The sequence below is a fragment of the Agrobacterium sp. D14 genome (genome assembly GCF_001526505.1).
Taxonomy (GTDB): domain Bacteria; phylum Pseudomonadota; class Alphaproteobacteria; order Rhizobiales; family Rhizobiaceae; genus Agrobacterium; species Agrobacterium leguminum.
The window spans coordinates 1-26,910 of record NZ_ASXX01000031.1 but is presented as its reverse complement, the minus strand read 5'-3'; the positions used below and the strand labels follow the sequence as shown (position 1 = coordinate 26,910).

23 protein-coding genes and 1 tRNA gene are annotated in these 26,910 nt (G+C 60.2%); 16 read left to right on the top strand and 8 right to left on the bottom strand.

The window, feature by feature from the left end; translation table 11 throughout:
- Positions 1-235 precede the first annotated feature (235 nt).
- From L901_RS16845 to dps, 5 genes are all read left to right on the top strand, one after another.
- Complete coding sequence (locus L901_RS16845; protein ID WP_059758884.1) at positions 236-1,171, top strand: siderophore ABC transporter substrate-binding protein; 936 nt, start codon at positions 236-238, stop codon at positions 1,169-1,171.
- Between the two features lie 76 nt (positions 1,172-1,247).
- Positions 1,248-2,213, top strand: coding sequence for an ABC transporter permease (locus tag L901_RS16840; RefSeq protein WP_059758881.1), 966 nt, complete (start codon positions 1,248-1,250; stop codon positions 2,211-2,213).
- Entirely contained in the window at positions 2,206-3,174 is a 969-nt protein-coding gene (locus tag L901_RS16835; RefSeq protein ID WP_059758878.1) for an iron chelate uptake ABC transporter family permease subunit, read from the top strand. Before L901_RS16840 ends, L901_RS16835 begins: the two co-directional genes overlap by 8 nt.
- Positions 3,171-3,929 (top strand): ABC transporter ATP-binding protein, encoded by a 759-nt coding sequence (locus L901_RS16830; protein WP_059758875.1) that lies wholly within the window; start codon positions 3,171-3,173, stop codon positions 3,927-3,929. Before L901_RS16835 ends, L901_RS16830 begins: the two co-directional genes overlap by 4 nt.
- Before the next feature lie 122 nt (positions 3,930-4,051).
- Positions 4,052-4,540: a DNA starvation/stationary phase protection protein Dps gene (gene dps, locus L901_RS16825; protein ID WP_059758872.1), complete on the top strand. Its 489-nt coding sequence runs from the start codon at positions 4,052-4,054 to the stop codon at positions 4,538-4,540.
- A 79-nt stretch (positions 4,541-4,619) separates the two neighbouring features.
- On the opposite strand, the gene L901_RS27465 is transcribed toward dps, so the two are convergent.
- Entirely contained in the window at positions 4,620-4,841 is a 222-nt protein-coding gene (locus L901_RS27465; RefSeq protein ID WP_004443464.1) for a hypothetical protein, read from the bottom strand.
- Positions 4,842-5,226: 385 nt separating this feature from the next.
- Here L901_RS27465 and L901_RS16815 point away from each other — a divergent pair.
- Positions 5,227-5,301, top strand: a tRNA-Gly gene (locus L901_RS16815).
- A 150-nt stretch (positions 5,302-5,451) separates the two neighbouring features.
- Here L901_RS16815 and L901_RS16810 read toward each other — a convergent pair.
- Together L901_RS16810 and L901_RS16805 are read right to left on the bottom strand one after the other, a co-directional pair.
- Entirely contained in the window at positions 5,452-6,285 is an 834-nt protein-coding gene (locus L901_RS16810) for an aldo/keto reductase (RefSeq protein ID WP_059758870.1), read from the bottom strand.
- A 61-nt stretch (positions 6,286-6,346) separates the two neighbouring features.
- On the bottom strand, positions 6,347-7,528 hold the full coding sequence (locus L901_RS16805) for an MFS transporter (RefSeq protein ID WP_031233494.1): 1,182 nt from the start codon (positions 7,526-7,528) through the stop codon (positions 6,347-6,349).
- A gap of 161 nt (positions 7,529-7,689) precedes the next feature.
- Here L901_RS16805 and L901_RS16800 point away from each other — a divergent pair, with 161 nt between their 5' ends.
- Positions 7,690-8,589: a LysR family transcriptional regulator gene (locus L901_RS16800; protein ID WP_059758867.1), complete on the top strand. Its 900-nt coding sequence runs from the start codon at positions 7,690-7,692 to the stop codon at positions 8,587-8,589.
- 9 nt (positions 8,590-8,598) lie between these two features.
- Here the strand turns inward: L901_RS16800 and L901_RS16795 are convergent, their stop codons facing one another.
- Positions 8,599-9,498, bottom strand: coding sequence for a LysR family transcriptional regulator (locus tag L901_RS16795; protein ID WP_003522616.1), 900 nt, complete (start codon positions 9,496-9,498; stop codon positions 8,599-8,601).
- 249 nt (positions 9,499-9,747) lie between these two features.
- On the opposite strand from L901_RS16795, the gene L901_RS16790 reads away from it, so the two are divergent.
- The 4 genes from L901_RS16790 (at position 9,748) to L901_RS16775 (ending at position 15,613) form a co-directional block, all read left to right on the top strand.
- Positions 9,748-10,554 carry an alpha/beta hydrolase fold domain-containing protein gene (locus L901_RS16790; RefSeq protein ID WP_059758865.1) on the top strand — a complete coding sequence of 269 codons (807 nt, stop codon included), beginning with the start codon at positions 9,748-9,750 and terminating at the stop codon, positions 10,552-10,554.
- Positions 10,555-10,611: 57 nt separating this feature from the next.
- On the top strand, positions 10,612-11,802 hold the full coding sequence (locus tag L901_RS16785) for an efflux RND transporter periplasmic adaptor subunit (RefSeq protein WP_059758863.1): 1,191 nt from the start codon (positions 10,612-10,614) through the stop codon (positions 11,800-11,802).
- 131 nt (positions 11,803-11,933) lie between these two features.
- Complete coding sequence (locus L901_RS16780) at positions 11,934-15,128, top strand: efflux RND transporter permease subunit (RefSeq protein WP_059758860.1); 3,195 nt, start codon at positions 11,934-11,936, stop codon at positions 15,126-15,128.
- Positions 15,129-15,418: 290 nt separating this feature from the next.
- Entirely contained in the window at positions 15,419-15,613 is a 195-nt protein-coding gene (locus tag L901_RS16775) for a hypothetical protein (protein ID WP_003522620.1), read from the top strand.
- A gap of 59 nt (positions 15,614-15,672) precedes the next feature.
- On the opposite strand, the gene L901_RS16770 is transcribed toward L901_RS16775, so the two are convergent.
- Entirely contained in the window at positions 15,673-16,518 is an 846-nt protein-coding gene (locus L901_RS16770) for an endonuclease/exonuclease/phosphatase family protein (protein ID WP_059758857.1), read from the bottom strand.
- Between the two features lie 49 nt (positions 16,519-16,567).
- Positions 16,568-18,028 (bottom strand): phosphatidylserine/phosphatidylglycerophosphate/cardiolipin synthase family protein, encoded by a 1,461-nt coding sequence (locus L901_RS16765; RefSeq protein WP_031233581.1) that lies wholly within the window; start codon positions 18,026-18,028, stop codon positions 16,568-16,570.
- Between the two features lie 225 nt (positions 18,029-18,253).
- On the opposite strand from L901_RS16765, the gene pdxY reads away from it, so the two are divergent.
- Together pdxY and L901_RS16755 are read left to right on the top strand one after the other, a co-directional pair.
- Positions 18,254-19,129, top strand: coding sequence for a pyridoxal kinase PdxY (gene pdxY, locus L901_RS16760; RefSeq protein ID WP_059758854.1), 876 nt, complete (start codon positions 18,254-18,256; stop codon positions 19,127-19,129).
- Between the two features lie 175 nt (positions 19,130-19,304).
- Positions 19,305-19,946, top strand: a complete 642-nt coding sequence (locus L901_RS16755; RefSeq protein WP_006312112.1) for a carbonic anhydrase — start codon at positions 19,305-19,307, stop codon at positions 19,944-19,946.
- Between the two features lie 192 nt (positions 19,947-20,138).
- Here the strand turns inward: L901_RS16755 and L901_RS16750 are convergent, their stop codons facing one another.
- Complete coding sequence (locus L901_RS16750) at positions 20,139-20,954, bottom strand: lytic transglycosylase domain-containing protein (RefSeq protein ID WP_003522625.1); 816 nt, start codon at positions 20,952-20,954, stop codon at positions 20,139-20,141.
- Positions 20,955-21,168: 214 nt separating this feature from the next.
- On the bottom strand, positions 21,169-22,203 hold the full coding sequence (locus tag L901_RS16745) for an aspartate-semialdehyde dehydrogenase (RefSeq protein ID WP_003522626.1): 1,035 nt from the start codon (positions 22,201-22,203) through the stop codon (positions 21,169-21,171).
- 508 nt (positions 22,204-22,711) lie between these two features.
- On the opposite strand from L901_RS16745, the gene L901_RS16740 reads away from it, so the two are divergent.
- From L901_RS16740 to L901_RS16730, 3 genes are all read left to right on the top strand, one after another.
- Positions 22,712-24,595, top strand: coding sequence for an MFS transporter (locus L901_RS16740; protein ID WP_059758852.1), 1,884 nt, complete (start codon positions 22,712-22,714; stop codon positions 24,593-24,595).
- Positions 24,596-24,792: 197 nt separating this feature from the next.
- A complete protein-coding gene (locus L901_RS16735) occupies positions 24,793-26,367 on the top strand; it encodes a Re/Si-specific NAD(P)(+) transhydrogenase subunit alpha (RefSeq protein WP_059758849.1) in 1,575 nt (524 codons plus the stop codon).
- Positions 26,368-26,386: 19 nt separating this feature from the next.
- Positions 26,387-26,910 (top strand): NAD(P)(+) transhydrogenase (Re/Si-specific) subunit beta (locus tag L901_RS16730; protein ID WP_197419711.1); only part of this gene is annotated, 524 nt, incomplete at its 3' end.

Sequence of the window (26,910 nt, the reverse complement as noted above, 5' to 3'; positions counted from 1 at the left end):
ATGCCGGATCAAGTCCGGCATGACGGATGTCGTGGCTAGGCTGCGTCCTACGTCCGGCGATCACAACGAGTCTTGCTACGCGCGGCTCCCCCTTTCCCGCTCACCGCAATTCAGAACCGTTCTAAAACATAATTTTGATTTCCGCCGACCTTGCCAATAAAGCTGATCGCCAACATCAAGTTAACCCGGTGGGATCGTTTCCGCCGGCTCGGAACATAGTGCAAGGGACATATAAGTGGCCATCAACTTCACCTTCCCCGTTCGGCTGCTGGCGGCAGCGGCCTTCAGCCTCGGCGCGATGACGGCAAGTGCCGAAGAAATGACGATCAAGCACGCGCAGGGCGAAACCGTGCTGAAGGCGGCGCCGAAGAAGGTTCTGGTTCTCGATATTCCCTCGCTCGACAATCTCGATGCGCTCGGCGTCGAGCCCGCCGGTGTCGTCGGCTCCAACCTGCCCACCTATCTGCAGAAATATGCCGACGGCAAATATCTGAAGGTCGGCACGCTGTTTGAGCCCGATTATGAGACGATCAATGCGGCCGAGGCCGATCTCGTCATCGTCGGCGGCCGTTCGCGGGCGAAATATCCGGACGTTGCGAAGATCACGCCCGCTATCGACATGTCGGTGGATTCCAAGGAATTCATCGGCAGCGTGAAAGCCAACATCACCAAGCTCGGCGATATCTTCGGCAAGCAGGAAGAGGCCAAGAAGCTCGACGCCGCCATCGATGAAAAAGTGGCGAAGCTGAAGGAAATCGCACCCAATTCCGGCACGGCGATGATCCTCGTCACCAATGCCGGCAAGGTCGGCGTTTATGGCCCGAGTTCGCGCACCGGCTGGCTGCACACCGAAATCGGCTTCAAGCCGGTCGCCGCCGACATCGACGACCGTTTCGACCGCGGCGATGTCGTCTCCTTCGAATATCTGGCCGAGGTCAACCCCGAATGGCTGTTCGTGATCGACCGCGACGCCGGCATCGGCCGCGCCACCGACCCCGGCAAGGCCGCCGCGCAGGTGCTGGATAACGAGCTGGTGCACCAGACCAATGCCTGGAAGAAAAAGCAGATCGTTTATCTCGATCCGCAGGCGGCCTATATCGTCAGCAGCGGTTATACGGCGCTCTCCACCCTGCTCGATCAGGTCTACAAGGCCGTCTCCGAGAAGAAATAACCCCTGCCGAACAACATCAGGGCTCCCGATGGCTTGAGGCTACCGGGAGCTTTCGCCTTTTCCGGAAACCGCCAACGTGAAGTCCCTTTCACTGATATCAGCCCTTCTTCTGGCTCTGGTGCTCGCCATTACCAGCCTGTTCGTCGGCGTCAGCAATGTCTCGCTCGCCACGCTCTTTTCGCCTGATACCAGCGCGGACGCGCTGCGCGTGCTGCTCGTCAGCCGCATTCCGCGCACGCTGGCGCTGATACTGGCCGGAAGCTCGATGGCGATTGCCGGGCTCATCATGCAGATGCTGGTGCGTAACCGCTTCGTGGAGCCTTCGACGGCGGGCACCACCGAATCCGCCGGCCTCGGTCTTCTCACCGTCACCCTGCTGGCGCCGGATACGCCGATCTTCGGCAAAATGCTGGTGGCCGCCGTCTTCGCGCTCGCCGGCACCGCGCTGTTCCTGCGTATCCTCAGGCAAGTGCCGCTGCGCGACGTGCTGCTGGTGCCGCTGATCGGCATCATGCTGGGCGGCGTCATTTCCGCCATCACCACCTTCTTCGCTTATCGTTTCGATCTCCTGCAATCGCTGGGCGCATGGATGACGGGGGATTTTTCCGGTGTGCTGCGCGGCCGTTATGAATTGCTGTGGGTCGGCTTCCTTTTCGCCATTGCCGCCTATCTCGCCGCCGACCGCTTCACCGTGGCCGGCATGGGCCGCGATTTCACCACCAATCTCGGCCTCAACTACCGCCGCGTCATGGCGCTTGGCCTCACCATCGTTTCGCTGGTCAGCGCAGTCGTCGTCGTCACCGTCGGCATGATCCCCTTTCTCGGGCTGATCGTGCCGAATGTCGTCAGCCTGATGATCGGCGACAATATGCGCCGCTCCGTGCCCTGGGTGGCAACGCTCGGCGCGGTCTTTGTGCTTTCCTGCGACATCATCGGCCGAACCGTGCGCGCGCCTTACGAAATACCCATCGGAACCGTGGTCGGCGTCATCGGCAGCGCGCTGTTCCTCTATCTCCTGCTGCGGAAACGCCACCATGCGTGAGAGACATCCCGACCGGCGTGCAAAAACCGTTCTGCTCGTGCTTGCGGCATTCGCACTCATCTCCATGGCCGCCTTCATGACGCTGGGCGCCAAGGGAAGCTGGAGTTTCGTGCTGCCGTTTCGCGGCATCAAGCTTCTGTCGCTCTTGCTGGTGGCCTATGCCATCGCGGTCTCCACCGTGCTGTTCCAGACGGTCACCAACAACCGCATCCTCACCCCTTCGGTGATGGGTTTCGATTCGCTTTATGTGCTGATGCAGACCGGGCTGATCTTCGTCTTCGGCTCGGCAACCGTCGTCATGATCGATCCGCAGCTGAAATTTCTCACTGAAACCAGCCTTCTCGTCGCCTTTTCCGCCCTGCTCTATCGCTGGCTTTTCGTCGGCGCGGAACGCAGCCTGCATCTTCTGGTGCTGGTCGGCATCGTTTTCGGCGTCTTCTTCCGCAGCCTCTCGGGCTTCATGCAGCGCGTGCTGGACCCCAATGAATATACCGTGCTGCAGGATGTGCTGTTCGCCAGCTTCAATTCCATCGATCCGACGCTTCTTACCGTCTCCGCCGTCATCATCGGCGTGGTGACCATCATCGGGCTCAGGCTCATGCACACGTTCGACGTCCTCTCGCTCGGCCGCGCAACGGCCGTCAGCCTCGGCGTCGAATATAAGCGCACGGTCACCATCATCCTCGTGCTGGTCTCGGTGCTGGTCGCCGTCTCAACGGCGCTGGTCGGCCCGGTCATGTTCTTCGGCCTGCTGGTCGCAGCCCTTGCCCATTATCTCACCGGCAACGGCAAACACGCCTATGTGCTGCCGGCGGCGATCCTCATTGCCGTGATCTGCCTCGTTGGCGGCCAGGTGGTGCTGGAGCGGGTTTTCGCCTTCGATACGGCGCTCTCGATCATCATCGAATTTCTCGGCGGCATCGTCTTTATCGGTCTTATTTTGAAGCGGGGTGCGCGATGATCATCGCCAGTCAGATCAGCAAATCCTATGGCGACAGCCTCGTCGTTGATGGCGTCTCCGTCTCCATTCCGGCAGGCGGCGTCACCTCCATCATCGGGCCGAATGGTGCGGGAAAATCGACGCTGCTCTCCATCGTCGCAAGGCTGATGTCGATGGATGCCGGAACGGTGACCGTCGACGGTCTGGATGTCACGAAAACCCCTTCCGATACGCTGGCCAAGCGGCTCTCCATATTGCGGCAGGACAACCACATCTCCTCACGCCTGACAGTGCGCGACCTCGTCGGTTTCGGCCGTTACCCCTATTCCAAGGGCCGCCCCACCATCGAGGACAAGGTCCATATCGACCGGGCGCTGGAATATCTGCATCTCGAAACCCTTGCCGGCCGGTTTCTGGACGAACTTTCCGGCGGCCAGCGCCAGCGCGCCTTCGTGGCCATGGTGCTGTGCCAGGATACCGATTACGTGCTGCTCGACGAACCGCTCAACAATCTCGACATGAAACACGCCTCCGGCATGATGAAGATCATGCGCAAGGCGGCCGACGAGCTGAAGAAAACCGTGGTTCTGGTGCTGCACGACATCAACTTCGCCTCCTGGTATTCCGACACCATCATCGCCATGCGTGAAGGCCGCATCTGCCATCAGGGGCCGGCGGAACAGATCATCCGTCCGGACGTCCTCAAGGACATCTACGACATGCCGATCCGCGTCAATGAGATAGACGGCCGGCGCATCTGCCTGTTTTACGAATGACATGATGATTGTGCAGGATTTTTGCTGTCCCGGTGCTTAGCATGGAACAGGGCCACAGGCCCGGACGTTAAACGACGGACTTTTCCAAAGCGGCATTCCGTCCGCAACTTCAGGAGACATCGATGAAGACGCACAAGACGAAGAACGACCTGCCTTCCAACGCCAAGTCGACCGTGATCGGCATTCTGAACGAATCGCTGGCCTCGGTAATCGACCTTGCGCTTATCACCAAGCAGGCGCACTGGAACCTCAAGGGCCCACAATTCATCGCCGTGCATGAACTTCTCGACACTTTCCGCACCCAGCTCGACAATCATGGCGATACCATCGCAGAGCGTGTGGTCCAGCTTGGCGGCACGGCGCTCGGCAGCCTGCAAGCCGTCTCTTCCACAACGAAGCTCAAGGCGTATCCGACCGATATCTACAAGATCCACGACCATCTCGACGAACTGATCGAGCGTTATGGCGAAGTCGCGAACATGATCCGCAAGGCTATCGACGATTCCGACGAGGCGGGCGACCCGACGACGGCGGATATCTTCACCGCCGCCTCGCGCGATCTCGACAAGTCGCTGTGGTTCCTCGAAGCGCATGTGCAGGAAAAGAGCTGAGCGGCAAACGGCTCTTGCCTCCCCAAACAGCAAAGCGCCCGAGATACCCGGGCGCTTTTTTTTAAACGGAATGGCGCAATCAATGCCGACGTAAGACCGCAAGCCCTATATCGCGCAACATTTCATGGTCGAGAATGCCGCGCTGGGCGCTTCGGATCAAAACCGCTGCGCACTCATTGGCAACATGGCTGCTGCGATCTTGAAGGCACTCGAAACATACGCCATCGAAAATATTCTGTAGATCGGTGATCTGCTCTGGCGACAATTGTGCGCCAACTCTTTCAAAAGCTGCGTACGACAAGGCTCATCCTCCCGATGATGATATGCCAAGTATCGTTCCCAATATCGTTTCGATTTTTTCGTGGACAGGAAATTTGTACACCCGAACGAATCACTTGTCGAATCAGATTTTAACCAAATGTAAATAGGTTATTTTCTGGCCTTCCCGCCGGCTGCCACCCCCGTGACAGGGAGATAAAACCCAGCTGAAACAATATCTTCAGCGGAAATTCCCTGCGCTTCAGCCCGTGATGGCCGCCAGATTTCAGATAAATCCGCACACAGGCGGATTTCCACCGAAACCGCAAAAGAAACTGTTGCATTCCAAAAACGATTGAGCGATATAGCACCCGTCGCCGCTTCGGCGGCCCACGGTTCAGCGAACTACCCCGGACCGGTGGATTTGAGCGGGTGTAGCTCAGGGGTAGAGCACAACCTTGCCAAGGTTGGGGTCGAGGGTTCAAATCCCTTCGCCCGCTCCAAATTTCCAGAACGGGCAGATATATCTTCACTACACCCGATGTGAAACGCGACGTTTCCATGGGCTGTGACACGCATCGCCGTGCGAAATGCGCGAGGATTTCCCACGCGTGGGCAAACCGGGAAGGGCGCTCCCTCCCCGGTCCTCATTGTCAGGCGGCCTTGTCCCACACGGGTGCAAGCCCTTCCGGCGAAACGATGCGGCCATCCGGTCTGGCAAACGCGCGGATCGCCGCCATTTCATCGGCGGAAAGCTCGAAATCGAAGATGGCAAGATTTTCATCGACGCGGGCTTCGCTGACCGTTTTCGACAGTGCGATGACACCCTGCTGCTGCACGAGCCAGCGCAGCACCACCTGCGCCACCGACTTGCCACGGCCTGCGGCGATTTCCTTCAGCACCGGATCGGTAAACACCTTGCCATCGGCCATGCCGTAATAACCCGTCACCGACATGCCGGCGGCCTTTGCCGCGGCGATAACCACGTCCTGATCGATATAGGGGTGGTATTCGATCTGGTTGGTCACGATCGGGGCCTTGGACAGCTTCACCGCCTCGGCCATCAACGCCGTGCTGAAATTGGAAACGCCGATATGACGCACCTTGCCCGCTTCCTTCACCGCGTTCAGCGCGCCGATCTGCTCGGCAAGCGAAACCGCCTCATTCGGCCAATGCAGCAGCAGCAGGTCGACATAATCGGTCTTCAGCTTTTTCAGGCTCTCATCCACGGAGACGAGGAAGGCATCGTGCCTGTAGTTCTCGACCCAGACCTTGGTGGTCAGAAACACGTCGCCCCGGGCCACACCTGAGGCAGCGATGGCTTCACCGACCTCGGCCTCATTGCTGTAGATCTGGGCGGTATCGATATGGCGGAAACCGGCTTTCAGCGCATGGGGAACGATGCGCAGCACATCGGGACCGGGAATACGAAACGTGCCGAAACCCAGCGCCGGGATCGAAGCGCCATTTGCGGTGACATCAAACATATATTTTCTCCTTTGAAGCGGCCCGGCCGACTTGGGAGCGGCCGGGAATTTTATGAAAAGTTCAGGCGGTTTTCAGCGTCAGCGCGGCGCGGCGGTCGAGCGTGCTGCTCCAGAGGGTCAAGAGCAGGGCCACGGCGACGAGGATGGCGCCGACCCACGGGGTTGCGGCAAGACCCATCGGCGATTCCACCACCAGACCGCCAAGCCATGCGCCGATGGCGATGCCGAGGTTGAAGGCGGCGATGTTGAGCGCCGAGGCGACATCGACGGCGCCGGGGCGATGTTCCTTGGCAAGCTGCACCACATAAAGCTGCAGGCCGGGAACATTGGCGAAGGACAGGAAACCGAGCGCGGCAAGCGTGATGAGCGTCAGCACCGGCGAGAAGGCGGTGAAGGAAAAGACGAGCAGCACGATGGCCTGCGCCAGGAAGAGGCCGATCAGCGCCCTGGCCGGATTATGGTTGGCGATCCTGCCGCCGCCGATATTGCCGGCCGCAATGGCGATGCCATAAAGCACGAGGATCAGGCTGACGCTCTTTTCCGAAAAGCCGGTGACATCCTGCAGGATTGGCGCAAGGAAGGTGAAGGCGACGAAGGTGCCGCCGTAGCCGAGCGCGGTCATGGCGAAAACGATGAGCAGGCGACCGGAGCCGAGAACACGGACCTGATCGAAGAGGCTCGCCGGCGGCGCCTTCTTGAGCGTGTTCGGCAAAAGCGTGGCAATGCCGAAGAAGGCGATGACGCCAAGGGCGGCAACGACCCAGAAGGTCGCACGCCAGCCGAAGACCTGCCCGATATAGGTGCCGAGCGGAACGCCGGTGACGATGGCAACCGTCAGCCCCATGAACATCATGGCAATGGCCGAAGCGCGACGATTTTCCGGCACGAGATCGGCGGCGATGGTGGAGCCGACCGAGAAGAAGACGCCATGGGCGAAAGCGGCGATGACGCGGGCGACAAGCAGCATCTCATAGCTCGGCGACAAGGCCGCAGCGCTGTTGCCGATGACGAACAGGGCCATCAGGCCGAGCAGCAGCGGCTTTCGTTCGATCCTGCCAGTCAGCGCCGTCAGGATCGGTGCACCGAAGGTGACGCCCAGCGCATAAACGCTGACGATGAGGCCGGCAAGCGGCAGGGTAATGTGAAGATCGGTCGCGACGGTCGGCAGAAGACCGACAATCACGAACTCCGTGGTGCCGATCGCATAGGCCGCGATCGTCAGGGCAAATATGGCCAATGGCATGACGAATACCTCTTCGCCCGGAGCGGGATCGCGGGCGTTCTGGACAGCGATGCTGTCCGGTTGGATCAAATCTATGGACGCAATATGGGCGAAGGGGACTTGCATGATAATCGGTAAGGTCGGATAAATACCTTTGAATTGATTTCACAGGCGGTGCGGCGATGGACAACAGGGCCGGAGAAATGGAAGTCTTCGTGGCGGCCGCGGAACTCGGCAGTTTTTCCGCCGCCGGGCGCAGGCTGAAGCTTTCACCCTCGGCGGTGAGCAAGCTTGTCACACGTATCGAAGACCGCCTCGGCACCCGGCTGCTTGCCCGCTCCACCCGGCTTGTCACGCTCACACCGGAGGGCGAAGTCTATCTTGCGCGGGCAAGGCGCATTCTCGCCGACATAGCCGAGACCGAGCAGATCGTGGCGAGCGGCGGCAAGGTGGTGCCGCGCGGCCTTTTGCGCGTCAACGCCACGCTGGGCTTCGGCGAACGTTATCTGCTGCCGCTTGCGCCGGAATTTTTGTCGCTTTATCCGGAAATCGAGCTGGATATCTCGCTGACCGACGGCGTCATCAGCCTGATCGAGGAACGCACCGATATCGCCATCCGCTCGGGCGCGATGGGAGATTCATCCCTGAAGGCGAGAAAGCTGAAGGAAGTCCGTCGCGTCATCGTCGCCTCCCCCGCCTATATCGAACGACACGGCATGCCGGAAAAACCGCAGGATCTGGCGCGGCACAATTGTTTCAGCTTCAATTTCAGCCGCAGCCTCAACGAATGGCCGTTTCGCAACCCCGGTTCTACCGAAGTTTACCGACTGCCCGTAACCGGCAACGTCTCGGTCAACAGTGGCATGGCCATGCGAAGGCTCTGCCTGACGGGCTTGGGGCTGGGAAGGGTCGGCGAATTTCATATCGAGCCGGACATCGAGGCGGGCCTGCTCGTGCCGGTGCTGGAAGACTATAATGCCGAGGAAATGGAAGTGATCCACGCGGTTTATGCCGGTCACGAACATCTGGCCGCCCGCGTGCGCGCCTTTATCGATTTTGTCGCAGCAAGGGTCGGGCGGTGACTGGCCGCCTCACACCAGACCGTGCACCAGCTTGGCCAGCCAGTCGACAAAAACGCGGACCTTGTTGGTTACATGCCGGGTCTGCGGATAGACCACATAGATCGGCATGGCCTCGCGCCGCCATTCGGAAAGCACCGGCACCAGTTCTCCCCGCGAAAGCGCATCCTTCACCATGAAGACGGGAAGCTGCACGATGCCCATGCCGGCCAGCGCGGCATTGAGATAGGTGCGGCTGTCATTGACCGAGACGACATAGTTCGGGGTCAGCTCGACGCTGCGCACGCCATTGTCGAAGGAGGCCGGCATGATCTGGCCGGTGGTGGCATTGAGGTAGCCCACCGAATAATGCTCCTTCTCCAGATCCTCCGGTTCTTGCGGCATGCCGAAATTTTCGATGTAGGACGGCGAGGCGAATGTCTCGAACCGCAGTTCGCCGACTTTACGGGCAATCAGCGACTGATCGCGCAGCACGCCGACCCGCAGCGCACAGTCGACATTCTCCGCGATATAATCGACCAGACGGTCGCCGACACCGAGATCGAGACGGATTTGCGGATAACGCTGGTAAAATTCGCAAAGATGTGGGATAACCACCAGATCCGCGAAGACACCGGCCATTTCCACCCGCAACCGGCCGGAGGGCTGAACCTGCGCGCTGGACATGCTGCCGTCAAGTTCTTCGATTTCCGACAAAATCTGTGAGGCCCGCTCATAATAGAGAGCGCCGTCCGTTGTCAGCATCACCCGGCGCGTGGTGCGGTTGAGAAGTGTGGTGTGCAAATGCGCCTCCAGCGCCTGCACCATATTGGTAACAGTGGTTTTCGGCATGTTCAGCGCGGTGGCGGCGCGGCTGAAATTGCCGGTTTCCACGACCCGCGTAAAAACCCGCATGGCGGAGAGCTGATCCATTCACTGCCTCGGAGATATGATTATCCGTGATTTCGGAATAGTGTTTTCAAATTTGCATGCTTGATCGTTTCGATCCGAACAATAATATGGATTTCAGATTTTGCAATATGATCCGCCTTGAAGCATGTCGCGCAAAAGTGCGTTGCGGTTTTGCGGTCACGACATGCGGCAAGATAAAAACTTAAAGCGCAGGAGCGTATCCGAAGGATCGCAACACGCTTTAAGTGGCGGCGCAAAGGATTTGGAGTCATGAACGCGCATTGGGAAAATATGGGTAGCGAGACGTCCGCGTCGAAGCTCTCCGTGCGCCGTTATGAAGGGTCCTGCCTTTGCAGCCATCCGCCTGTCGTGCTTTATCTGCGCGGCGGATCGTTTCTGGAACCCGGTCTCGAACCGGGCGGCAATTGCCCCGAGCTTCCGGTGGCCCGCGCGCTTGCGGAAAGCGGCGCAGTGGTCGTGGAAGCCGACTATAGCAAGCCGTCCGGCAACGAGTTTCCGATGGTCATCGACTGCGCCTATGAGGCGCTCGATCATCTGAGCCGGGACCGCAAGCATTATGGCGGCGCGAAATCGCTGCTGTTCGTGGCCGGCGAAGAGGCTGGCGGCAATGTGGCGGCGGGGCTTGCCTTGAAGGCCCGTGACCGCATGCCGGGCAAACTCGCAGGCCAGATTCTTCTGTCGCCCATGATCGACCCGATGATGACGACGGAATCCTTCCGCGACGCGGACAGGATCGGCATGCGCCAGCGCTGGGCCGATGGCTGGAGCCATTACCTTGCCAAGGCGTGCGGGTTTTTCCACCCCTATGCCGCGCCCTGCCAGTGCACGCGGCTGAACCGGGTGGCACCGGCGCTGATCTTTACCGCCGAGGACGACCCTCTGCGCGACGAAACGGTCAATTATGCAGACCGCCTCATCGCCTCAGGCGTCTGCGTCCGGCAGCATGTTTTCCCCGCCGGTGTCGGCTGGACGGGGCTTTATCAAGGAGAGGGCGGCGGATGGGTCTCATCCGTCTGTTCGGAGTTCAAGACCTTCGTTGACCAGTTAAAACACTGAAAATTCGCATTTATTTATGAACGACCTGCTCCCGATAGGGGGGCCAAGGAGATACCCATGACGCTGAACACAAAGCGCCGGGCCCTGACGGGTGCCGGCATCGGACTTGCCATGTCCGTTGCAGCAGCAGCACTGTTTTTCGACCTCCCCACCAGCCGCGATGCAACGGCCGCTTCCACGCCTGCCGAAACACCGGCAATCCCGGTTACCGTCGCCAAGGTCGAAAGCCGCGACGTGATGCGCTGGGAAGAGTTTTCCGGCCGTCTCGAAGCCGTCGACCGGGTGCAGATCCGCTCCCGCGTCGCCGGCCAGATCAAGGCCGTGCATTTCCGCGAAGGCGCGCTGGTAAAGGAAGGCGACGCCCTCTTCACCATCGATCCGGCCCCCTATCAGGCTGCCGTTGCCGGCGCCGAAGCGCAGGTCGCCTCGGCCGAAGCCAAGGTCAGCCTTGCAAAGACCGAACTCGACCGTGGCCGCAGGCTTTCCGATAATCGCACAATCTCCCAGAGCGATCTCGACCAGCGGCAAAGCTCGTTTGCGGATGCCGAAGCCCAACTTCGCGCCGCCCGCGCCGCTTTGACGACGGCTGAGCTCGATCTCGGTTATACCGAAATCCTCGCCCCGGTTTCCGGCCGCGTCGGCCGTATCGAAATCACCGCCGGCAACCTCGTCGCCGCCGGCTCGACCTCGCCGGCGCTCACGACACTGGTATCGGTCAACCCGATCTATGCCAGCTTCAACGCCAGCGAAGGCGTCGTGGCCAAGGCGCTTGCCGAACTGCCGCAGACGGACGGCGCCCTGCCCGCTCTCGAACAGATCCCGGTGGAAATCGGCACGCTTTCGGATGAGGGCACGCCGATCAAGGGCACCCTGCACCTGATCGACAACCAGGTGGATTCGGCAAGCGGCACCATCGGTGTCCGCGCCGTCTTCGAAAATCCGGACGGCAGGCTCATTCCGGGCCAGTTCGTGCGGGTGCGCATGGGTGAACCGAAGCCGGAAAACCGCATCGTCATCAGCGACCGGGCCATCGGCACGGATCAGGACAAGCGTTTCGTCTTCGTGGTCGATGCCGAAAACAAGGTGAGCTATCGCCAGATCAAGCCGGGCGCATCGGCCGATGGCCAGCGCATCATCGAAAGCGGCCTTGCCGCCGGTGATACGATCGTCGTCAACGGCCTTCAGCGCATTCGCCCCGGCGCGACCATCGCACCGCAGGCGGAAGACAAGGTTGCTGCTTCGCAGTAACCCGCCTCTTTGATCAGCAAGCGTCCCGCGCTTTCGCGAGACGCCCCTTCAGACAGAACCGGCCTTCACCGGCGGCAGGATTGCCGCCGGAACGGCCTTCGCATTCCCAAAGACCCGGAGAGGGACTGGATATGAATATTTCCAGATTTTTTGTCGACAGGCCGGTATTCGCCGGCGTTCTGTCGATCCTGATTGTGGTGGCAGGCCTTCTCGGCATGCGCGCCCTGCCGATTTCGGAATATCCCGAAGTCGTTCCGCCATCCGTCGTCGTCCGCGCCACCTATCCCGGCGCGAACCCGACCGTTATTGCCGAAACCGTCGCGACACCGCTGGAAGAACAGATCAACGGCGTTGAGGACATGCTCTATATGGGCAGCCAGGCGACGTCCGACGGCGTGCTGACGCTGACCGTGACCTTCAAGCTCGGCACCGACCCTGACAAGGCGCAGCAGCTGGTGCAGAACCGCGTGTCGCAGGCCGAACCGCGCCTGCCGGCGGAAGTGCGCGCACTCGGTATCACCACCGTCAAGAGCTCGCCCGACTTCATCATGGTCGTCAACCTGGTCTCGAAGACCGACGCCTATGACATCACCTATCTGCGCAACTATGCGACGCTGAACGTCAAGGACCGGCTTGCCCGCATCGAAGGTGTCGGCCAGGTGCAGGTCTTCGGCGCAGGCGACTATTCCATGCGCGTCTGGCTCGATCCGCAGAAGGTCGCCGAGCATGATCTGGCAGCCAGCGACGTTTCCGACGCCATCCGCCAGCAAAACGTGCAGGCCGCTGCCGGCGTCATCGGCGCTTCCCCAAGCCCGAACGGCGTCGACCTGCAGCTCAACGTCAATGCCCAGGGCCGTCTGACCACGCCGGAGGAATTCGGCAACATCATCGTCAAGAGCGGCGCCAATGGTGAAATCACCCGCCTGCGTGACGTCGCCCGCATCGAACTCGGTGCGGCCGATTACACGCTGCGCTCGCTGCTCGACGGCGAACCCGCCGTGGCTGTCGCGGTGCTTCAGGCCCCCGGCTCCAACGCCATCGAAATCGCCGACAATGTCCGCGCCACGATGGACAATCTGCAGCTGGCAATGCCTGACGGTGTGAAATACGAAATCGTCTACGACACGACGAAATTCGTGCGCTCCTCCATCGAAAAGGTTGTCGACACACTCCTCGAGGCCGTTGGCCTCGTGGTGCTTGTCGTCATCCTCTTCCTGCAGACCTGGCGCGCCTCGATCATTCCGCTGATCGCCGTTCCGGTCTCGATCATCGGCACCTTCGCCGTCATGTATGCCTTCGGGTTTTCCATCAACGCGTTGACGCTGTTCGGGCTCGTGCTCGCCATCGGCATCGTGGTGGATGACGCCATCGTGGTCGTCGAAAACGTCGAGCGAAACATCGAAAACGGGCTCTCGCCGCGTGACGCCACCTACAAGGCGATGCGCGAAGTCTCCGGCCCGATCATCGCGATTGCGCTGGTTCTGGTCGCGGTCTTCGTGCCGCTTGCCTTCATCTCTGGCCTGTCCGGCCAGTTCTACCGGCAGTTCGCACTGACCATCGCCATCTCCACCGTCATTTCGGCGATCAACTCGCTGACGCTGTCGCCCGCCCTTGCAGCCCTGCTGCTGAAGGAACACGGCGCACCGAAAGACTGGCTGACCCGCTTCATGGACAAGATCCTCGGCTGGTTCTTCCGCGGCTTCAACCGCGCCTTCGGTGCCGCCTCCAACGGCTACGGCAAGACCGTGGGCGGGCTGGTGACGCGCAAGAGCCTTGTCATGATGGTCTATATGGCGCTGGTGGCCGCCACCTACGGCACGTTCACCACCGTCCCGAGCGGCTTCGTGCCGGCACAGGACAAACAGTACCTGATCGGCTTCGCCCAGCTTCCGGACGGCGCAACGCTCGACCGCACCGAAAGCGTCATCAAGCGGATGAGCGACATCGCGCTCGAAACACCCGGCGTCAGCCACGCCATCGCCTTCCCCGGCCTGTCGATCAACGGCTTCACCATCGGCTCCAATTCCGGCATCGTCTTTGCGGTTCTCGATGACTTCGAAAAACGCAAGACACCGGAACTGTCCGGCGGCGCCATCGCCATGCAGCTGAACCAGAAATATGCGGGCATTCAGGATGCCTTCATCGCCATGTTCCCGCCGCCGCCGGTCAACGGTCTCGGCCAGACGGGCGGCTTCAAGCTGCAGATCGAAGACCGCGCCGGCTACGGCTACCAGACGCTGGATGAAGCGACGAAGGCAGTGATCGGCAAGGCCTATCAGACGCCGGAACTCGCGGGCATCTTCTCCAGCTACCAGATCAACGTGCCGCAGCTCTTCGCCGATCTCGACCGCGCCAAGGCGGAACAGCTGGGCGTTTCCGTCAGCGACGTCTTCCAGACGCTGCAGATCTATCTCGGCTCGCTCTATGTCAACGACTTCAATGCTTTCGGACGGACATACAGCGTGCGGGTCCAGGCGGATTCCCAGTTCCGCGCGCATGCCGAAGATATCGGCCGCCTGAAGGTTCGCTCCGCATCGGGTCAGATGATCCCGCTGTCGACGCTCTTGAAGGTGAATGCGACGACGGGACCGGAGCGCACCAACCGTTATAACGGCTTCCTTGCGGCCGATATCAACGGCGGTCCGGCACCGGGCTTCTCCTCGGGACAGGCGCAGGCGGCGATTGAAAAAATCCTTGCCGAAACCCTGCCCGCCGGTGTCGACTACGAATGGACGGACCTGACCTACCAGCAGATTCTGGCCGGCAATTCCAGCATCGTGGTCTTCCCGCTGGCGCTGCTCTTGGTCTATCTCGTGCTCGCCGCGCAATATGAAAGCCTCACCTTGCCGATTGCGATCATCCTGATTGTCCCGCTCGGTGTGCTTGCGGCCCTCACGGGCGTCTGGCTGACAGGAGGGGATAACAACATCTTTACGCAGATCGGCCTTGTCGTCCTTGTCGGTCTCTCGGCGAAAAACGCGATCCTGATCGTGGAATTCGCCCGGGAGCTGGAATTCGAAGGACGAACGCCGCTTCAGGCGGCGATCGAGGCAAGCCGGCTTCGCCTGCGCCCGATCCTGATGACCTCCCTCGCCTTCATCATGGGCGTGGTGCCGCTGGTCGTCTCCACCGGTGCAGGTGCGGAAATGCGTGCAGCCATGGGTGTCGCGGTGTTCTCCGGCATGATCGGCGTAACGTTCTTCGGCATCTTCATGACACCGGTATTCTACGTGCTGGTGCGCAGGCTGGCGGGCAATCGTCCGCTCATCCAGCATAAGCAGGAAGAACCGGCCAATTCGGACTACAAGCTCGAAAAGGCCGGCTGAGACCGCACTCCCATCCACCGCCACCTTCGAAGCAAGCCCGCCGCGCATCCCCCGATGCGCGGCGTTTTTATGTCTGCAAATGTCTATGCGACTCCACTGAAATAGAATCAGTTTCAAATGCTTAAGCGGGAAAATCGCCTATATTGTCCCGCATTGAACCTGTCAAAAATCAATATATCCACACCAACTCGACGAAGCAGCAAGAAACGATGCTATTTTATGCTTTGTATTTTGTGGTAAATTCTCAAGAACAGGGTGATTCGGACTAAATGATTTAGTTCAGGGGCTGCATGATGGAGCAGGAATACGAAAACTGGGCAACGACCGTTGCCTATTCGATCGTGATGCATGAAGGTCTGGATCTGGCGCTTTCCGCGCAGAACCTGGACAGAAGCAAGACCAGAAACAACCGTGAGCGGCTGATGGAAGCCATTCGCACGTCGTTGCTGGAAGCCCGTTCGCGCAGCCATCTGACGGCGGCGTAACGGCTTTAACCTGTGCCTGGGTCCGGTCTCCTGCTTGCGGCATATCATCCGCAGCGGTATCAGGCCGGAAGCAGGTCGGTCCGCACCGCCGCCTTCAACGGCAGATGATCCGAGGCGATGCGCGCCAGTGCGCTGTCATGCGCCTCCACCTGCTCGATCAGTCCTTCACGATTGGCGATGATCCTGTCGAGCGCGAGCACCGGCAGGTTGGACGGAAAACTCGGCACCGCCGGCGGCAAAGCGCCAAAAGCATCCCGGAACGTATTGAGCGACGACCCGTTGCCGAGACGCCATTCGTTCAGGTCTCCCATGAGAATGGTCGCGCATTCGTTGCGTGCTTCCAGAAGGCCGATCAATGCTTTCGCCTGCTGGGCGCGGGAATGTCTGAGAAGCCCGAAATGGGCGGCGATGACCCGCAGCGTGCCGCCCCGTTTCAGATCCAGCTCCACGACGAGCGCGCCGCGCGGCTCCAGCCCCGGCAATTTCAGCGTATGCACATCCCTGACCGCCCCTTCCTTGAACAGCACGACATTGCCGTGCCAGCCATGCGCCTTCACGCCGGCCTGCACGGGTACGGGAATGAGGCCGCTTTCCCGCTCCAGCCGCGCGAGATCGAGCAGGCCGGTGCGCTCGCCGAAACGGCTGTCCGCTTCCTGAAGGGCGATGATGTCAGCGCCGATTTCCTGAATGACGCGGCTGGTGCGATCGGGATCGAACTTGCGGTCGCGGCCAACGCATTTATGCACATTGTAGGAGGCGATCACGGGGAAGGAATGATCTTTCGTCGCTGGCGCCGTATTCTGGCGCTGACGGCGGTCGCGCAGCGACTGCATGACGAAGGCGGACAGGCTGGTGTTTTTCGTCAAAGCCGTTTTTTCATCATCCAGCAAACCGTTCTTTTTCACGCGTCGATGCCTCCGGTCTCGCGCAGCGCCCTGCCGGACGCACCGCACTCTAAAGATAAGGCGAAGCGAGCCACAGGACACGCTCCACAAAACGGACAACGAATGGCCGCGCATTCAGTTCGCTGAGCCGCACGGGCAAGGCGGTTGCCCGTGCATCCCGGATGCGCTCGCCAATTGTCGCGGCGAATTCCTCATCCATAACTTCGAGATCGATCTCAAAGTTCAATCGCAGCGAACGCGGATCGAGATTGGAAGAGCCAATGTAGCTCCAGCGCCCGTCGATCACCAGAAGCTTGGAATGATTGAAAGCCCCCGTCGCCCGCCAGATGCGGCAGTAATTCTTCAGCATCTGGTCGAACTGCGCCGTCATCGCCCTGTCCACAAGCACCAGATTGTTGCTTTTCGGCACGATGATATCCACCACGACTCCCCGCCTTGCTGCGGTTATGAGCGCCGAAATAAGCTCCCGATCGGGGAGAAAATAGGGCGACATGATGAGAATGGAGGAGCGCGCAACGGAAAACGCACCCATCAGCATTTTGTGACTGGTCTCGATGCTCTTGTCCGGCCCGGAGGAGCAGACGCGGGCAACGATCTGCGAGCCCGGCACGCCATCGGGAATGGCGATATCCCAGACCGGCGCATCCAGAAGCTCCCTTGTCGTAAAACGCCAGTCCTCCGCCGCGATGGAGAAAAAATCCGATACGACCGGCCCGGTGATCTTGAAATGCGTGTCGTGCGACTGGCTTTCGCCGCCGAATTCCTGGGTGAAACCCTCGCGGATATTCATGCCGCCGCTGAATGCGATGCGCCCGTCCACCACGAGGATCTTGCGGTGGGTGCGCAGATTGGCATAGGGCAGCCGCAGCCCCATGATGACATTGCCGTTGAAGACATCGCAGACGATGCCCTTTTCCCGGAGCGTCGGCAGGATGCTCGGCACCGAATAACGCGCACCCACCGCATCCACCAGCACCCGCACCTCCACGCCGCGAAACTTCGCCCTTTCGAGCGCCGCGACAAAGCGGGCGCCGATCCGGTCATTGTCGAAAATATATGTTTCGAGAATGATCGACCGCTTCGCCTCATCGATGGCCTCCAGCATGGCGGCATAGGCGGCATCCCCCGTCACCAGCGGCTCGATGCCGTTGCCGGTCGTCAGCGCATGGCGCGTCACCCGGTCGCCCAGCGTCTTCATCGCCTCGAAACGGCGTCCGAAACGCGCGGCTATCGTCTCGCCGCTGGCATCCAGACGCGCCACGCGATCCATGATCTCGTCCTGCATGAAGGACCGCTGCTGCGTGATATTGGACCGGCGAATGCGGTTGATGCCGGCAATGGCATAGATGACCGCGCCGACGATGGGCGACAGCACGATGACGCCGACCCAACCGAGCGCGGAGCGGACCTCCTCCTTCGTCATCGTGGCATGCACGGCCGCCACGGTTCCCATCAAAATCGAGAGAACGGCAAGGATATGCGGCCAATAGGCAATGACGAGATCGAGCATGGTACAACTATAGAGTACTTCGGCAATCTCGCAATGACAGGCAGGTAGCGCTGGCAGAGACAGAGAACCTGACCGCGCCATGCTTTTGCGGGATAGACCCTTGCGGGATTAACGGTGGAAACCGGCCTTGCGATATGTCATGAGAGCGCATCTTGATCTTTGGGCAGTGGCAAGGCGGGGTGCACTTGCGGGCTTTCTGCCTCGTTTGAAAGCAAGAAGGCCGTGATGCAGGAAAATACACAGGGCGCCGTCATCGTCATTTCCAGCCATGTCATGCGTGGTTCCGTCGGCAATCGCGCCGCAGTCTTTGCGCTGGAGACACTCGGTTATCCCGTCTGGGCGGTGCCCACCATCGTCATGCCCTGGCATCCCGGCCACGGCCCTTCCACCCGGATGCGCTTTCAGGACGACGATTTCGACAAGGCGATGACCGACCTCGAAAACGCCAAATGGATCGGCGAGGTCAAGGCTGTTCTGACCGGTTATTTCGGTAGCGCCGCACAGGTGCGCTCTGTCGCAAGGCTGATCCGCAATCTGAAGGAAAAGAACCCGTCGCTGATTTACGCCTGCGACCCGGTCATGGGCGATCTGGGCGGGCTTTACATTCCGCTCGAGACCGCAGAAGCCATCCGCGATCACCTCATTCCGCTTGCCACCGTCGCCACGCCGAACCGTTACGAGCTGGCCTGGATGAGCGGAGCCGAGCTCGAGACCAACAATGCCATCATGGATGCCGCACTTGCGCTGGGCCCGCCGAAAATGCTGGTCACCTCAGCCGTGCCGATGATGACGGGCGGCACCGGCAATCTTTATCTCAGCGGCCGTCACGCGCTGCTTGCCGAACACCGCGCCATCGAGAATGCGCCGAACGGCCTCGGCGATCTGATGTCGGCGCTGTTCCTCGCCCGCCTGCTGGAAGGCATGGATGACGAAAAGGCGCTGCAGCTCGCAACCGCCAGCGTCTTCGAAATTCTGGCCCGCACCAAAAAACGCGAAATGAACGAACTGACGCTGGAGACGGACTCTTCGAGCCTCTCCACACCCATGGCCATGGTGCAGATGCGTCATCTCTTGCATCCTTCGCGCAGCAAGCGCAAATAGCGGCTAGAGCATTTCCAGGAAAAGTGGCCCTCGGTTTTCCGTCCGGAAATGCGGCAAACAAGGAGTTGGAGCGGTTTCGCGGTTCGAAGAAAAGCGAAAATGCTCCAAAGGATTGGTCTTCAACGCACCGAGTTCTTCTCTTGATCTCGGTCCAACCACAACGGTACTGCGATAGATGAAAGATTTTCCGGAAACCCTTCTCAACGGCTACAAGAACTTCATGAGCGGCCGCTACGTCGACGAGCGCGAAAGATACCGCGTTCTGGCCGACACCGGACAGAAGCCGCAGACCCTGTTCATTGCCTGTTGTGACTCCCGCTCCGCGCCGGAAACCATTTTCGACTGCGGACCGGGAGAGCTTTTCGTCGTTCGCAACGTCGCCAACATGGTGCCGCCCTTCGAGCCGGACGGGCAGTACCACGCCACCTCGGCGGCCATCGAATACGCCGTTCAGGTTCTGAAGGTGAAGGATATCGTCGTCATGGGCCACGGCCGCTGCGGCGGCATTCAGGCAGCGCTCGATCCCAATCTCGAGCCGCTGTCTCCCGGCGATTTCATCGGCAAATGGATGAACATGGTCAAGTCGGCCGCCGAGCAGATCCAGAGCAACGATGTCATGACCGCCTCCGAGCGCCAGACGGCGCTGGAACGGGTTTCCATCCGCAACTCCATCGCCAATCTGCGCGGCTTCCCCTTCGTCAAGGCGCAGGAAACCGCCGGCAAGGTCAAGCTGCACGGCGCGTGGTTCGATATTTCGACCGGCGAATTGTGGGTGATGGACAGCAAAACGGGTGATTTCCGTCGCCCGGATCTGTGAATGAAGCGGGCTTGCACTATTGGGCACCTTTTAGGCCCCGCTCCGGTAACTCCCGTCATCCTCGGGCTTGTCCCGAGGATCTAACCACCTCGCACAAAATCGAAACGTTGCAGATCCTCGGGACAAGCCCGAGGATGACGTCGAGAATGCGGATAAGGCCTTATTATCACGAGGCCTTTCAAACCTAAGACCTTATTGGCCGTCAATCGCCTTGCCGATGAAGGCGATGGCCTGCTGGTAGACGCTTGCGGCGTTCCAACCCTGGATGGCCGCGTAGTTCGCCTGTCCCTGCTGATAACCGGCGCCACGCTGCCAGCCATGGCCAACAAGGAAGTTCGCGGTGGAGGCCAGCGCATCGGCGCGCGAACCGACGAGATCGATCCGGCCGTCGCGGTCGAAATCCACGCCGTAACGCACGACATTCAGCGGCAGGAACTGCGTCTGGCCGATTTCACCATGGGCAGCACCCTTGGCATTGACGTTCAGCGAACCGCTGCCGACGAGCTTGAGGGCCGCATAAAGCTGCTCAGTGAAATAATCCGAACGACGGCAATCGAAGGAGAGCGTCGCCACGGCGGAAAGCGTGTGCTGGTTGCCCATGAAGCCGCCAAAGCCGGTTTCCATGCCCCAGATGGCGAGCAGCGGACCGGCCGGCACGCCATAGGCGCGCTCGATGGAAGCAAAGAGAGAAGCGTTGTTCTTCTTCATGGTCTTGCCGCGCGAAATGATCGTCTGACCGCCGCGCTTCTGCATGAACTGTTCGAAGGAGAGCTTGAAGCTGTGCTGGCCGCGGTCTGCGCGGATCGTCGCCTGGTTGTAGGAGACGCCGGAGAAAGCACGGTCGAGCACCGAGGCGCTGACGCCGCGGCCCGCCGCTTCCTGCTTGAAGGCGCCGACCCAGGCATCGAAGCCCGCCGAAGTGTTGCCGCATTGCGCAGCCATAACCGGCGTCGCTGCCAGAACCGAAACCATGGCCACACCAGCCAGAATTACCTTCATTGCCCGCATCAAAATCTGCCTTCGATATCCTTTGGGGAATTTTTCCCGAGAACCAAACCGTCAATACTGTATGATTCAGGTGCCAAATTGCTTTTTGGCGGCCTAAATTGCCTTTCGGCAGCAAGGCCTGCAAATAAACTGGCCGTGATCGTCGCCAATTATGAAACCCGCCTGCCCCACACAGAACAGACGGGTTATACTTAACGAACCTTAAAAAATGGTATCAGGCAGCCGCCTTGCGGGGCTTGATGAAACCACGATTGATCAAGAGTTCGGCGATCTGGACGGCGTTGAGAGCTGCACCCTTGCGCAGATTGTCGGAAACAACCCACAGGTTGAGGCCGTTTTCGACCGTCGCATCTTCGCGGATGCGCGAGATATAGGTCGCGTCCTCACCGGCGGATTCAACCGGGGTGATGTAGCCGCCGTTTTCACGCTTGTCGATGACGAGGCAACCCGGCGCTTCGCGCAGGATATCGCGCGCCTGATCGGCGGTAATCTCGTTTTCGAACTCGATATTGACCGATTCCGAATGGCCGATGAAGACCGGAACGCGCACGGCCGTGCAGGTTACCTTGATCTTCGGATCGAGCATCTTCTTGGTTTCGGCCAGAACCTTCCACTCTTCCTTGGTGTAGCCGTCTTCCATGAAGACGTCGATATGCGGAATGACGTTGAAGGCGATGCGCTTGGTGAACTTCTTGGCTTCCACCGGATCGGCCACGAAGACGGCGCGGGTCTGCTGGAACAGCTCGTCCATGCCTTCCTTGCCGGCGCCGGAAACCGACTGGTAGGTGGAGACGACGACGCGCTTGATCTTGGCGAAGTCATGCAGCGGCTTCAGCGCGACGACGAGCTGTGCCGTGGAGCAATTCGGGTTGGCGATGATGTTCTTCTTGGTGAAGCCCGCAACCGCATCGGCATTGACTTCCGGAACGATCAGCGGAACGTCCTGATCGTAGCGCCATGCGGAAGAGTTGTCGATGACGACGCAGCCCTGCTGGCCGATCTTCGGCGACCACTTCTTGGAAACGTCGCCGCCGGCCGACATCAGGCAAATATCCGTGTCGGAAAAATCGTAGTTCTCGAGGTTCGAGACCTTCAGCGTGCGGTCGCCATAGGAGACTTCCGTGCCCTGCGAGCGGGCGGAAGCGAGCGGCACGACTTCATCGGCGGGGAAACCGCGTTCGGCCAGGATATTGAGCATTTCGCGACCGACGTTGCCGGTGGCGCCTGCAATTGCAACTTTGAAACCCATGATCAAGCTCTCTTTCTGTCTCTCCTCTTTTTGGTGAGGTGGGAACCCGCATCAGATCGCGGCTTCCTCGATCCCCAGCCAAACCGGGGAGAGAGCGGTGGCCAGAGACGTTAGACGGTTTTAATCGTCGTTTTGGCCGTAATTCGGGTAGAATGAGAAAGGCGCGGATCATCGCCGGCGGATTGTGCCGGTCCTTCCATGACGAACATGTCTGCAACATGCATGCGCAAGGTGATGCTCCTTCTTCGCGAGAAGCTATTAGAAGGTTTCTTGTTTGTGTCAAGAAAAAAGGCGCGTTTGGAGACGTCTTGCGCAAGACGTCAAATCGGCCTCGCGACATTTTCGGGACGCCTTGCATTAGACTAAAGTCATAATCCGAAAGCATCGCTCTTATTGCAGTTAATTTTCTGTCACTCTGACACTCCGCGCATTGCACCCTTATGGGGAGTCCGGAGGAGAGAGATGGGCTCCGCAATGCGCCAATTGGGACATCTGTGGAGGACAGACAATGGCAGATATTGCAGCCGTGAGCGGCGCCGCCCGTCCAATGACGGGTGAAGAGAAGAAGGTGATTTTCGCCTCTTCTCTCGGAACAGTCTTCGAATGGTACGATTTTTATCTGTACGGCTCGCTCGCGATCTATATCGGCGCGAACTTCTTCAGCCAATATCCGGAAACGACACGCAACATCTTTGCGCTGCTGGCCTTCGCCGCCGGCTTCCTCGTGCGCCCCTTCGGCGCGCTGGTATTCGGCCGTCTGGGCGACATTGTCGGCCGCAAATATACCTTCCTCATCACCATCCTCATCATGGGCGTTTCGACCTTCCTCGTCGGCGTCCTGCCCGGCGCATCGCAGATCGGCATTGCCGCTCCGATCATCCTGATCGTTCTGCGTATGCTGCAGGGCCTGGCGCTCGGCGGTGAATATGGCGGTGCGGCAACTTACGTCGCCGAACATGCGCCGAACGGCCGCAGGGGCTATTACACCTCATGGATCCAGACGACGGCGACGCTCGGCCTGTTCCTGTCGCTGGTGGTCATTCTCGGCGTGCAGTTCGCACTCGGCAAGGAAGCCTTCGCAGCCTGGGGCTGGCGCATTCCCTTCCTCGTCTCCGTTCTGCTGCTCGGCGTATCGGTCTGGATTCGTCTGAAAATGAATGAATCCCCCGCCTTCAAGAAGATGAAGGAAGAAGGCAAGACATCCAAGGCGCCGCTCAGCGAAGCTTTCGGCCAGTGGAAAAACGCCAAGATCGCGCTCATCGCGCTTGTCGGCGCCGTCATCGGGCAGGCCGTTGTCTGGTATACGGGCCAGTTCTACGCGCTGTTCTTCCTGCAGAGCATTCTGAAGGTCGACGGCCAGTCCGCCAACATCATGGTGGCGGCAGCACTCATCCTCGGCACCAGCTTCTTCGTCATCTTCGGCTGGCTTTCCGACAAGATCGGCCGCAAGCCGATCATCATGGCCGGTCTCATCCTTGCCATGCTGACCTACTTCCCGCTGTTCAAGGCACTGACATGGGCCGGCAACCCGGCGCTTGCACAAGCCCAGTCCACCGTTCGCGCCACCGTGACCGCAGCCCCCGGCGACTGCAAGTTCCAGTTCAACCCGACCGGCACGGCGAAGTTCACCACATCCTGCGATATCGCCACCTCGTTCCTGACACGCAACTCCGTTCCCTATGACGTGGTTGCAGGAACAGCCGGCCAGCCGGCCAGCATCAAGATCGGCGATGCGACCATCGCCAGCTACGACGCGGCCGCCGCCGGCGCGGATGCGGCAGCCAAGGACAAGGCCTTCCAGAAGCAGGTCAACATGGCGCTTCACGATGGCGGCTACCCGCTGGTGCGCGGCGCGGCACAGGTGCCGGACGCGAAACTGGATGCCTTCATTGCCGCAAACCCGGAGCTTAACCTCAATGCGGAGGCCGTTCGCGCTGCCGACAAGAAGATGGTCGCGACCGACAAGCTGGTGGCGGACAAGCTGCTGACACCCGCAGAAGCCGCAGGTGCGGCGGAAATGGCCGTCTACACCGTAGCCGGCGGCGGCACCTTCTCCATGGTGGCCGATCCGGCCGCCGTGAACTGGGTCGTCATCATCGCAGTCCTGACCGTCCTCGTCATCTACGTGACGATGGTTTACGGCCCGATCGCGGCCCTGCTGGTCGAACTGTTCCCGACCCGCATCCGCTACTCCGGCATGTCGCTGCCATACCACATCGGCAACGGCTGGTTCGGCGGCCTTCTGCCCGCCACCGCCTTTGCGATGAGCGCGGCGAAGGGCGACATCTATTACGGCCTCTGGTACCCGATCATCTTCGCAGGCATCACACTGGTCGTCGGCCTGCTGTTCCTGCCGGAAACCAAGGATCGCGATATCCACGCCATGGATTGAGCCATACCCTGTTCGACATTTTCGGAACCCGGCGCGGAAGCGCCGGGTTCTTTTATTGCGCGGTACGTCCGCATATCGAACAAGACTGTCGCAGCGGGCTGTCATTCCGTCGCAGGCAAGACAAAATCAATATGGAGACAAAGCCCCCCTGAATAGGTTATGACCCCCCTATATTATCAGGCAGAGGGAGAGCCATTTTGAGAATCGGGACACCTAAGGAATTATATGAGGGCGAGGCGCGCGTCGGCATGACGCCCGACAGCGCCCAGGCATTGCAGAAACTCGGATATGATTGCATTCTTGAAACCGGTGCAGGCAAGGCGGCGGGTTTTTCCGACGACGCCTATCGCGCAGCCGGTGTAACGATCGTCGACAGCGCCGATGCGCTTTACGCCGGTTCCGACATCATCGCCAAGGTTCGTCCGCCGGAAACGTCGGAGATTGATCGCCTGTCTTCGGACAAGACGCTGATCTCGTTCTTCTATCCCGCCCAGAACAAGGACCTTCTGGAGCAGGCAAAGGAAAAGGGCGCAAATGTCATCGCCATGGACATGGTGCCGCGCATTTCCCGCGCCCAGAAGATGGACGCCCTGTCCTCCATGGCCAATATCGCCGGTTATCGCGCGGTGATCGAGGCCGGCAATAATTTCGGCCGCTTCTTCACCGGTCAGGTTACCGCCGCCGGCAAGGTGCCGCCCGCCAAGGTGCTGGTCATCGGCGCAGGCGTTGCCGGTCTTGCCGCCATCGGCACGGCCACATCGCTCGGTGCCATTACCTATGCCTTCGACGTTCGCCCTGAAGTGGCCGAACAGATCGAATCCATGGGCGCGGAATTCGTCTATCTCGATTTCGCCGATCAGCAGCAGGATGGCGCCGCCACCGGCGGTTACGCCGCCCCCTCCTCGCCGGAATTCCGCGAGAAGCAACTCGAGAAATTCCGCGAACTCGCGCCGCAGATCGATATCGTCATTACCACGGCGCTCATTCCGGGCCGCGACGCCCCGAAACTGTGGCTCGCCGACATGGTGGCGATGATGAAGCCGGGTTCGGTCATCATCGACCTCGCCGCCGAGCGCGGCGGCAATTGCGACCTCACGGTTCCCGACCAGCGCGTCGTCTCAGAGAATGGCGTCATCGTCATCGGCTATACGGATTTCCCGAGCCGCATGGCCACGCAGGCCTCGACGCTCTATTCCACCAACATCCGCCACATGATGACCGATCTGACGCCCGCCAAGGACGGCAAGCCGGTTCACAACATGGAAGACGATGTCATCCGTGGCGCGACGGTCACCTATCAAGGTGAAATTACCTTCCCTCCGCCGCCGCCGAAAATTCAGGCGATTGCCGCGCAGAAGCCGAAGGAAAGAGCAAAAGAACTTACGCCTGAGGAAAAGCACGCCAAGGAACATGCGGACTTCAAGGCGCAGACGAAAAGCCAGGTTGGCCTGCTCGCCGTCGGTACGGCGATCCTGCTTCTGGTAGGCGCTTTCGCGCCGGCAAGCTTCATGAGCCATTTCATCGTTTTCGTGCTGGCCTGCTTCGTCGGTTTCCAGGTCATCTGGAATGTCAGCCACTCGCTGCACACGCCGCTGATGGCGGTGACGAACGCGATTTCCGGCATCGTCATCATCGGCGCATTGCTGCAGATCGGTTCCGGCAACTGGCTGGTGGTGATCCTCGCCTCGCTTTCCGTCCTGATCGCGACGATCAACATCGTCGGCGGTTTCCTCGTGACACGGCGCATGCTCGCCATGTTCCAGAAGTCCTGAGCCGTGTAGGGGACATTCAATGACCATTGGTATCGTTTCCGCGGCCTATGTTGCCGCAGCCGTTCTTTTCATCCTTTCTCTTGGCGGCCTTTCCGGACAGGAAAGCGCAAAACGCGCCGTCTGGTACGGCATAACAGGCATGGGCCTCGCCATTGTCGCCACCGTCTTCGGCCCTGAGATCAGCAAGGGCGTCGGACAATGGCTCGTCGTGCTGCTGATGCTGGCGGGCGGCTCCGTTCTCGGTTATTTCGTCGCAAGCCGCGTGCAGATGACCGAAATGCCGCAGCTTGTTGCAGCCCTTCACTCCTTCGTCGGTCTTGCCGCCGTCTTCATCGGCTTCAACGCCCATATCGAGGAAGCGCATGTCGCCTCGCTCGATGAGACCGCGCGTTCGTTGCTGACGGGCTTTTCCGCCATCCTCGCCCACAAGACGCCGGTTGAACTGGCGATCATGAAGGTCGAGGTCTTCCTCGGCGTCTTCATCGGCGCGGTCACCTTCACCGGCTCCGTCGTCGCCTTCGGCAAGCTTGCCGGCAAGGTGGA